Genomic DNA, 6,000 nt, shown 5'->3' on the forward strand with positions numbered 1-6,000 from the left:
CGGGATTGTCAGTTTCTGAGCCACTTCCAGGGCGGAATCGGTTCAGAAACTGACAATCCCGCACGCCGCCGTGTCACCGTGTCACCGGGCGGGAGACCGTCGGCAGGCGGCAGCCACGAAAGCAGTTGCGGGTGTACCCGCGTCGACGAAGGAGAGACATGAACACCCTGTGGGTGGGCACCAGCTGGAAGATGACCAAGACCCTCACCGAGGGCAGTGCCTGGGCGACCGGCCTGCGCGACCACCTGGCCGGGACCGCACCGGCAGGGGTGCAGCCCTTCGTGATCCCCTCCTTCACGGCGACCACTACCGTGGCCGGCATCCTCGGCGAGGACTCCCCTGTCCTGCTGGGCGTGCAGAACGCCCACTGGGAGGACTCGGGCGCATGGACCGGCGAGGTCTCGGTACCGCAGGCCAAAGACGCGGGCGCGCAGATCGTCGAGATCGGCCACTCCGAGCGGCGTGAGCACTTCGGCGAGACCGTGGAGACCACGCGTCTCAAGGTCGCCGCCGCACTTCACCACGGGCTGACCCCGCTGCTGTGCATCGGGGAGAGCGCCGAGGTGAAGGACGCCGGCGGCTCGAGCGAGTTCATCCTCGACCAGGCCCGCGGCGCCCTCGACGGGCTCAGCGAAGAGAAGCTCTCCCGCGTGGTGATCGCCTACGAACCGATCTGGGCGATCGGCGAGAAGGGCCGCCCAGCCACCGTGGAAGAGCTCATCGCCCCCTTCGCAGCCCTCGGCGAGGAGTACTCCGGCAAGGTCACCGGGCTGCTGTACGGCGGTTCCGTCAACCTCGACAACGCCGCCGGCCTCCTACGCATCGAGCACGTGACCGGCCTGTTCGTGGGTCGCACCGCCTGGAAGCTCCAGGGCTATCTCGAACTGCTGAGGATCGCAGAGGCGCACGCCGCAGGCTGAGGCTGACCCTCATCGCCCACGGCGCCGACGGGTGGGGCGCAGCGGCGCGGCCTCATGCGTACTGCGGGGGATGGCGCAGGTGGAACCCGGTCTCCTCCTGGAAGGCTTCGACCGCGCTCAGGAGGAGGGATTCCTGGTGGTGCGGGCCGACCAGCTGGGCACCCATCGGGGTGCCTCGCTGCGTGAAGCCCGTCGGGAACGTCAGGGAGGGGTGGCCCGAGTAGTTGTAGGGGCACGTCAGGCGCATCACCTGCGTGTTCCACACCTCGTAGCTCTCACGCATCGTCGCGATCTCGGCGTTCGTCGGCGAGGTGACCCCGATCGTCGGCATCAGCAGCACGTCGACCTGTGCAAGAGCGCGGTCGGTCTCGGCGGTGAACTGATGCGCGGCGGCGAGGGCGCGCTGCAGGTCCTGGGCAGTGGCCTTACTCCCCTGTTCGAGGACGAACGCGATCTCCGGTCCGTAGAGGTGCTCGCTCCCCTCCGGGTACAGCTCCGCCAGGTCCTGGAGCGCTTCGCGCCCGACGAACCCGACCCACTCGTAGGCGAGCTGACCGCCATCAGGCGTGGTGACCTCCTCCACCGTTGCTCCGAGCTCGGCGAAGCGCGTGGCGGTGCTCTCGACCATCTCCCGAATCTCGTCGCTGACGGTGTTCAGCAGGCCCCGATCGATGCCGATCCGGAGGCTCCCTCGACCGGGCACGGGCGACAAGGCACCGAGCATCGCAGTGCTTTCCTCGAGGACACTCTCGGACGCTTCGTGCTGCGCCATCGCGTCGAAGACGATCCTGCAGTCGCGTGCCGACCGGGCGAAGGGGCCCAGGGAGTCGAGCGTCCTCGACAGCGGAATCGTGCCGTCCGTGGGGATCAGTCCTCGCGTGGGCTTCAGACCCGTGAGTCCGGCGGCCGTCGCGGGCCCCCTGATAGAGCCTCCCGTGTCGGAGCCGAGGGCGGCGAAGCACAGGCCCGCTGCGGTGGCCGCGGCGGATCCGCTCGAGGAGGTCCCCACCCACGTGCTCTCCTCCCAGGGGTTCACCGGGGTGGGCAGGCCCGGGCCATGGTCGGTGAGGGCTGCTTCCGACATCCGGAGGGTGCCGACGATGATGGCGCCCGCCTCACGCAGACGGCGGACCACCTCCGCATCCCGGTGGAAGTGGTGGTCGGCCAAGTGGGCCGACCCGAACGCTGCAGGTGCCTCGACCGTTCCGTACAGGTCCTTCACGGCGATCGGTATCCCGTGCAGCGGTCCGCGCCACCCGCCTGCCGTGATCTCTCGGTCGGCCTCTTCTGCAGCAGCGGTGGCGCTCTCGGTGTTGACCGTCGCGAAGCTGTCCAGGCGAGGGTCCACCTGCGCGATCCGCTCGAGCATCTGTTCCACCAGCGTCGCGGCTCTCAGTTCGCCCGAGCGTATTTTTTGCGCGGTCACGCCAATTGACGAATAATGCATGCCCTCTTCTTTCAATGTGGCCTCTTCCTTCACTGTGGTGTTCTCCAGGCCGGCGCCACGTACGTCGACGTGGCATATCAGTATGTTTCTCGGAGCGTCGGCAATGAGGGTTCCGCTGCGCCTCGGCGGGCTTCGGCGCGGATCTGCAGTCAGTGACGTCGTAGCCGCTCATGACGGACGAAGTGTTCTCGGCGGTGCCTCGCAGCAGAGAGGCCGTCCGGATCAGGAATCGAGTTCACTCCTCCACGAAGATTCATCGGTGACCTGTTCGCCTCGTTGCACAAAGTTTTTCTGACGAGTGCGAAGCAATCAGTCTCGGCGCTCTCAGCCCTGGCGTGGAACAGGCACCACAGAATGAGGATCCTATGGTAATTCGGAAGTGTCAATCTTCTCCAGGCCTTCCTGTGCTCCTCGGCAACCCCCGTCGTATCCGGCACCCGTCGGCGAACGACGCCCGCGAGCACACGGTCACCGTCCCGCGAGCGCACGGTCACACAGCTCGGGGGATAGCCCCCAGCCCCCTCTCGGCGGCCCGCGCTAGCCTGGTAGGCGTCATGAATGCTCACGATCGCCTGCCCAGAGATCATCCGGCCCGACGGGCCGGCACCTTCTCGCGGCCCGGCGCCGGTGCGTCCCGGAGCATGGGCAACGCCTGGAACGGCCCCTCCAGCCGACGGCCCGGAGCAGGTACGGGTCAGGGTCCGCTCGAAGGCAAGATCCACTCCCCCTATTCGAAGGCAGTCTCGGTGCCGCGGCGTCGCGGCCGCTGGCTCACCGTCGGCGTGCCCTCGGTGCTCGGCGGCGGGTTGGGTATCGGCAGCTTCCTCCTGCTCGGCGTCAGCAGCCTGATCGGGGGCGCCGGTCTGCTCACCCCGCTGATCGCCGGGCTGGGCGTCGCCCTGGTCGTCGGAGGTGGGACGGGGCTGCTGCTGCGCAACCGCGCCCCGCAGGCAGTCCGCCTGAACCGGGCCACGGTCGGGGAGATCCCGGCGGCCACCCGCGCGACGCTCGAGAAGATCGTGAAGGACTCACGCTCCCAGCGTCGGCGACTCCAGCGCCTGCGACGCCGGGCTCCCACTCCTGCCGTGCGCACGATCCTTCACCGCACGGAGACGCTGCTGCTGCGGATCGACGCGCTGCTGGGCTCGGCCTCACTGCAGTCGCGGCGCGCTTCGGACAGCGACGTGATGCTGCTGGAGGGGATGGCTGACCGCTACATCCCTGAGCTGGTCGACGCCCTGGAGAACACCGTCGGCTTCCTCTCCCCCGCCACCACCGAGGGGGCGCGGGACCAGGCGGTCGCGAACCTGGACAGCATCGACGAACAGCTGACAGTGCTCGGCGAGGGCATCGACCGGGTCGAGAACACCCTGGTCACGGGCGTGACCCGGTCCCTGGACGTACACTCCGAGTTCCTCCGGGCCCGCTTCGGTGAGGGCCCCGACGACCCGTTCACCGACCGCTGAGCCTGAAAGCCCGTCGGCCTCCTACTCGGCCCCGTTCCTCGCGCGTTCCTCGACGCCGGTGAGCGACCTGGCGAGCACTCCGTCCAGATGCGAGGTGAGCGCCTGCAGAGCGCCGTCATGGTTGTGCTGGCGGACCTTCTCGAGGATCAGCCCGTGCTCGTGGAGAGCGGTATGGCCGTCGAAGGTCTCCGGCCCGCCGGACCAGGTCTGCCGCATCCGGTGGGTGTAGGTGCTGAGGTTCTCCACCATCGTGCGCAGGTAGCGGTTCTCGGCGTGGGCGAAGAAGACCTGGTGGAACGCCCAGTCGGCACGGAAATGCTCGTTGAGCAGCGCATAGTCCTCGGAACCCGCCTCGTCGATGCGGGTGAGCACCTCGGTGTGGAGACGGTGCGCTTCCTCGAGGTCGACGAGCAGTGCGTCCTGATCGTGGAAGGCGCGGCCGAGGGCAGCGGATTCGACGACCTTGCGCGCATCGAGCAGCTCAGTCATGTGTTCGGCGTCCAGCGGCGGTGCGACGACATAGCCGCGCAGCGCCACGTATTCGACCAGGCCGGAGCGCTCGAGGGACACCATCGCCTCGCGGACCGGGGTCGGGGAGACCTCCAGGTCGCGGGCCAGCCCATCGATGCTGAGCCGAGCCCCCGGGGGCCACTGCGCCTCGAGCAGTCGCTGGAGGATCAGCTCCTCGACCTCGGCGCGCAGGACCTTTCGTCGCACGGCCATCTCGGTACTCCTTCTCCCCGCCAGGGGCTGAAGACCCCTGCGGCCCCAGCATCCGCACCCTATAGGAAGTCGCCTCCGGTGTTCGCTGCGAACCAGTGGAACCCTCGTCCCAGGTCAGTCCCCGCCGTTCACCCCACGAGCGCCTTGTCGAACCCCAGGTGCTTGGCGATGATCGCCAGCTGCACCTCGGTGGAGCCCTCACCGACTTCGAGCACGCGGGAGTCGCGGTAGTGGCGGGCGACGACGTTCTCGTTGAGGAAGCCGTTGCCTCCCCAGATCTGACAGGCATCGCGGGCGTTGGCGACCGCGGCTTCGCTGCTCACGAGCTTGGCGAGCGAGGCTTCCTGGCTGAAGGGCATCCCGGCATCGAGGCGGCGGGCGGCCTCATGCATGAGGGCGCGGGCACCGGAGACCCGGGCCTGCATACGGGCGATCGTGAAGGCGATGTGCTGGTTGTCGCCGAGCGGCTTGTCGAAGACCACGCGCCGCTTGGCGTACTCCACCGCCTGCTCGAGGCAGCCCTGGGCGGCGCCGACGCACAGCGCGGCGAGCGCGACCCGGCCCTGGTCCAGGATCGCGAGGAAGTTCGCGAAACCGCGGCCTCGCTCCCCCAGCAGATTCTCCTCGGGCACGCGCACGTTCTCGAGCAGCAGCGGGTGGGTGTCAGAGGTGTGCCAGCCCATCTTGTCGTAGCTCGGCAGGGCGGTGAACCCTGGGGTGTCGGTGGGGACGATGATGCTGGTCAGCTCCGGGGTGATGCGTCCGTCGGCGCGCTGGCGCTGACCGGTGACGGCGGTGACCGTGACCAGTGAGGTGATGGGGGTGCCGGAGTTGGTGATGAACTGCTTGGTCCCGTCGATCACCCACTGACCGCCCTCGAGCCTCGCGGTGGTGCGGGTGCCGCCGGCGTCGGAGCCGGCCTCTGCCTCGGTGAGCCCGAAGGCGGCGAGCTCCTGGCCGCGGGCCAGCGCCGGCAGGTGGCGCTCCTTCTGGGCGGTGGTGCCGAAGGTGAGGATCGGCATCGCACCGAGGCCCAGGCCCGCCTCGAGGGTCACGGCGATCGACTGATCCACCCGGGCCAGCTGCTCCACGGCGACGCAGAGGGACATGTAGTCCTTGCCCTGCCCGCCGTACTCGCGCGGGATCGGCAGGCCGAACAGCCCGAGCTCTCCCATCTGGGCGATGATCCCCATCGGCAGCTCCCGCTTGGTGTCGTACTCATAGCTGGCCGGGGCGACGACCTCGTCGGCGAAGTCGCGCACCTGCGCGGCCAGCCATTGGTGCTCCTCGCTCAGCATGTCGGTGCCGGGCGGGGGTGTGGGGGTGGTGCTCACAGGGGTCTCCTTCTGCGGGGCGGCGGTGCTCATGACGCGTCGGTGCGTATCAGGGGGTGCGTATCAGGGGGTGCGTATCAGGGGGTGCGTATCAGGCGGTTCTCATGAGG

At 68.7% G+C, this 6,000-nt stretch carries 5 protein-coding genes; 2 read left to right on the plus strand and 3 right to left on the minus strand.

Translation table 11 applies throughout. The annotated features are described in order from the left end of the window. Window positions 1-158: 158 nt before the first annotated feature. Window positions 159-920 (plus strand): triose-phosphate isomerase, encoded by a 762-nt coding sequence (locus ACTH43_RS12075; RefSeq protein WP_441445144.1) that lies wholly within the window; start codon window positions 159-161, stop codon window positions 918-920. A 52-nt stretch (window positions 921-972) separates the two neighbouring features. On the opposite strand, the gene ACTH43_RS12080 is transcribed toward ACTH43_RS12075, so the two are convergent. Further along, complete coding sequence (locus ACTH43_RS12080) at window positions 973-2,367, minus strand: amidase (RefSeq protein ID WP_441445145.1); 1,395 nt, start codon at window positions 2,365-2,367, stop codon at window positions 973-975. 554 nt (window positions 2,368-2,921) lie between these two features. On the opposite strand from ACTH43_RS12080, the gene ACTH43_RS12085 reads away from it, so the two are divergent. Next, window positions 2,922-3,833 (plus strand): hypothetical protein, encoded by a 912-nt coding sequence (locus tag ACTH43_RS12085; protein ID WP_441445146.1) that lies wholly within the window; start codon window positions 2,922-2,924, stop codon window positions 3,831-3,833. 21 nt (window positions 3,834-3,854) lie between these two features. Here the strand turns inward: ACTH43_RS12085 and ACTH43_RS12090 are convergent, their stop codons facing one another. Both ACTH43_RS12090 and ACTH43_RS12095 read right to left on the minus strand, forming a co-directional pair. Beyond that, window positions 3,855-4,556, minus strand: a complete 702-nt coding sequence (locus ACTH43_RS12090) for a GntR family transcriptional regulator (protein ID WP_441445147.1) — start codon at window positions 4,554-4,556, stop codon at window positions 3,855-3,857. 128 nt (window positions 4,557-4,684) lie between these two features. Beyond that, the gene (locus ACTH43_RS12095; protein ID WP_441445159.1) at window positions 4,685-5,854 is read right to left on the minus strand and encodes an acyl-CoA dehydrogenase family protein; all 1,170 of its coding nucleotides are present in this window, start codon (window positions 5,852-5,854) and stop codon (window positions 4,685-4,687) included. Window positions 5,855-6,000: the final 146 nt, after the last annotated feature.

It is taken from the genome of Brachybacterium sp. (assembly GCF_052095815.1).
Lineage (GTDB): Bacteria > Actinomycetota > Actinomycetes > Actinomycetales > Dermabacteraceae > Brachybacterium.

Coding starts and splice junctions, on each gene's coding strand:
- ACTH43_RS12075 (WP_441445144.1), top strand. CDS start 159: ATGAACACCCTGTGGGTGGGCACCAGCTGGAAGATGACCAAGACCCTC.
- ACTH43_RS12080 (WP_441445145.1), bottom strand. CDS start 2,367: ATGCATTATTCGTCAATTGGCGTGACCGCGCAAAAAATACGCTCGGGC.
- ACTH43_RS12085 (WP_441445146.1), top strand. CDS start 2,922: ATGAATGCTCACGATCGCCTGCCCAGAGATCATCCGGCCCGACGGGCC.
- ACTH43_RS12090 (WP_441445147.1), bottom strand. CDS start 4,556: ATGGCCGTGCGACGAAAGGTCCTGCGCGCCGAGGTCGAGGAGCTGATC.
- ACTH43_RS12095 (WP_441445159.1), bottom strand. CDS start 5,854: ATGCTGAGCGAGGAGCACCAATGGCTGGCCGCGCAGGTGCGCGACTTC.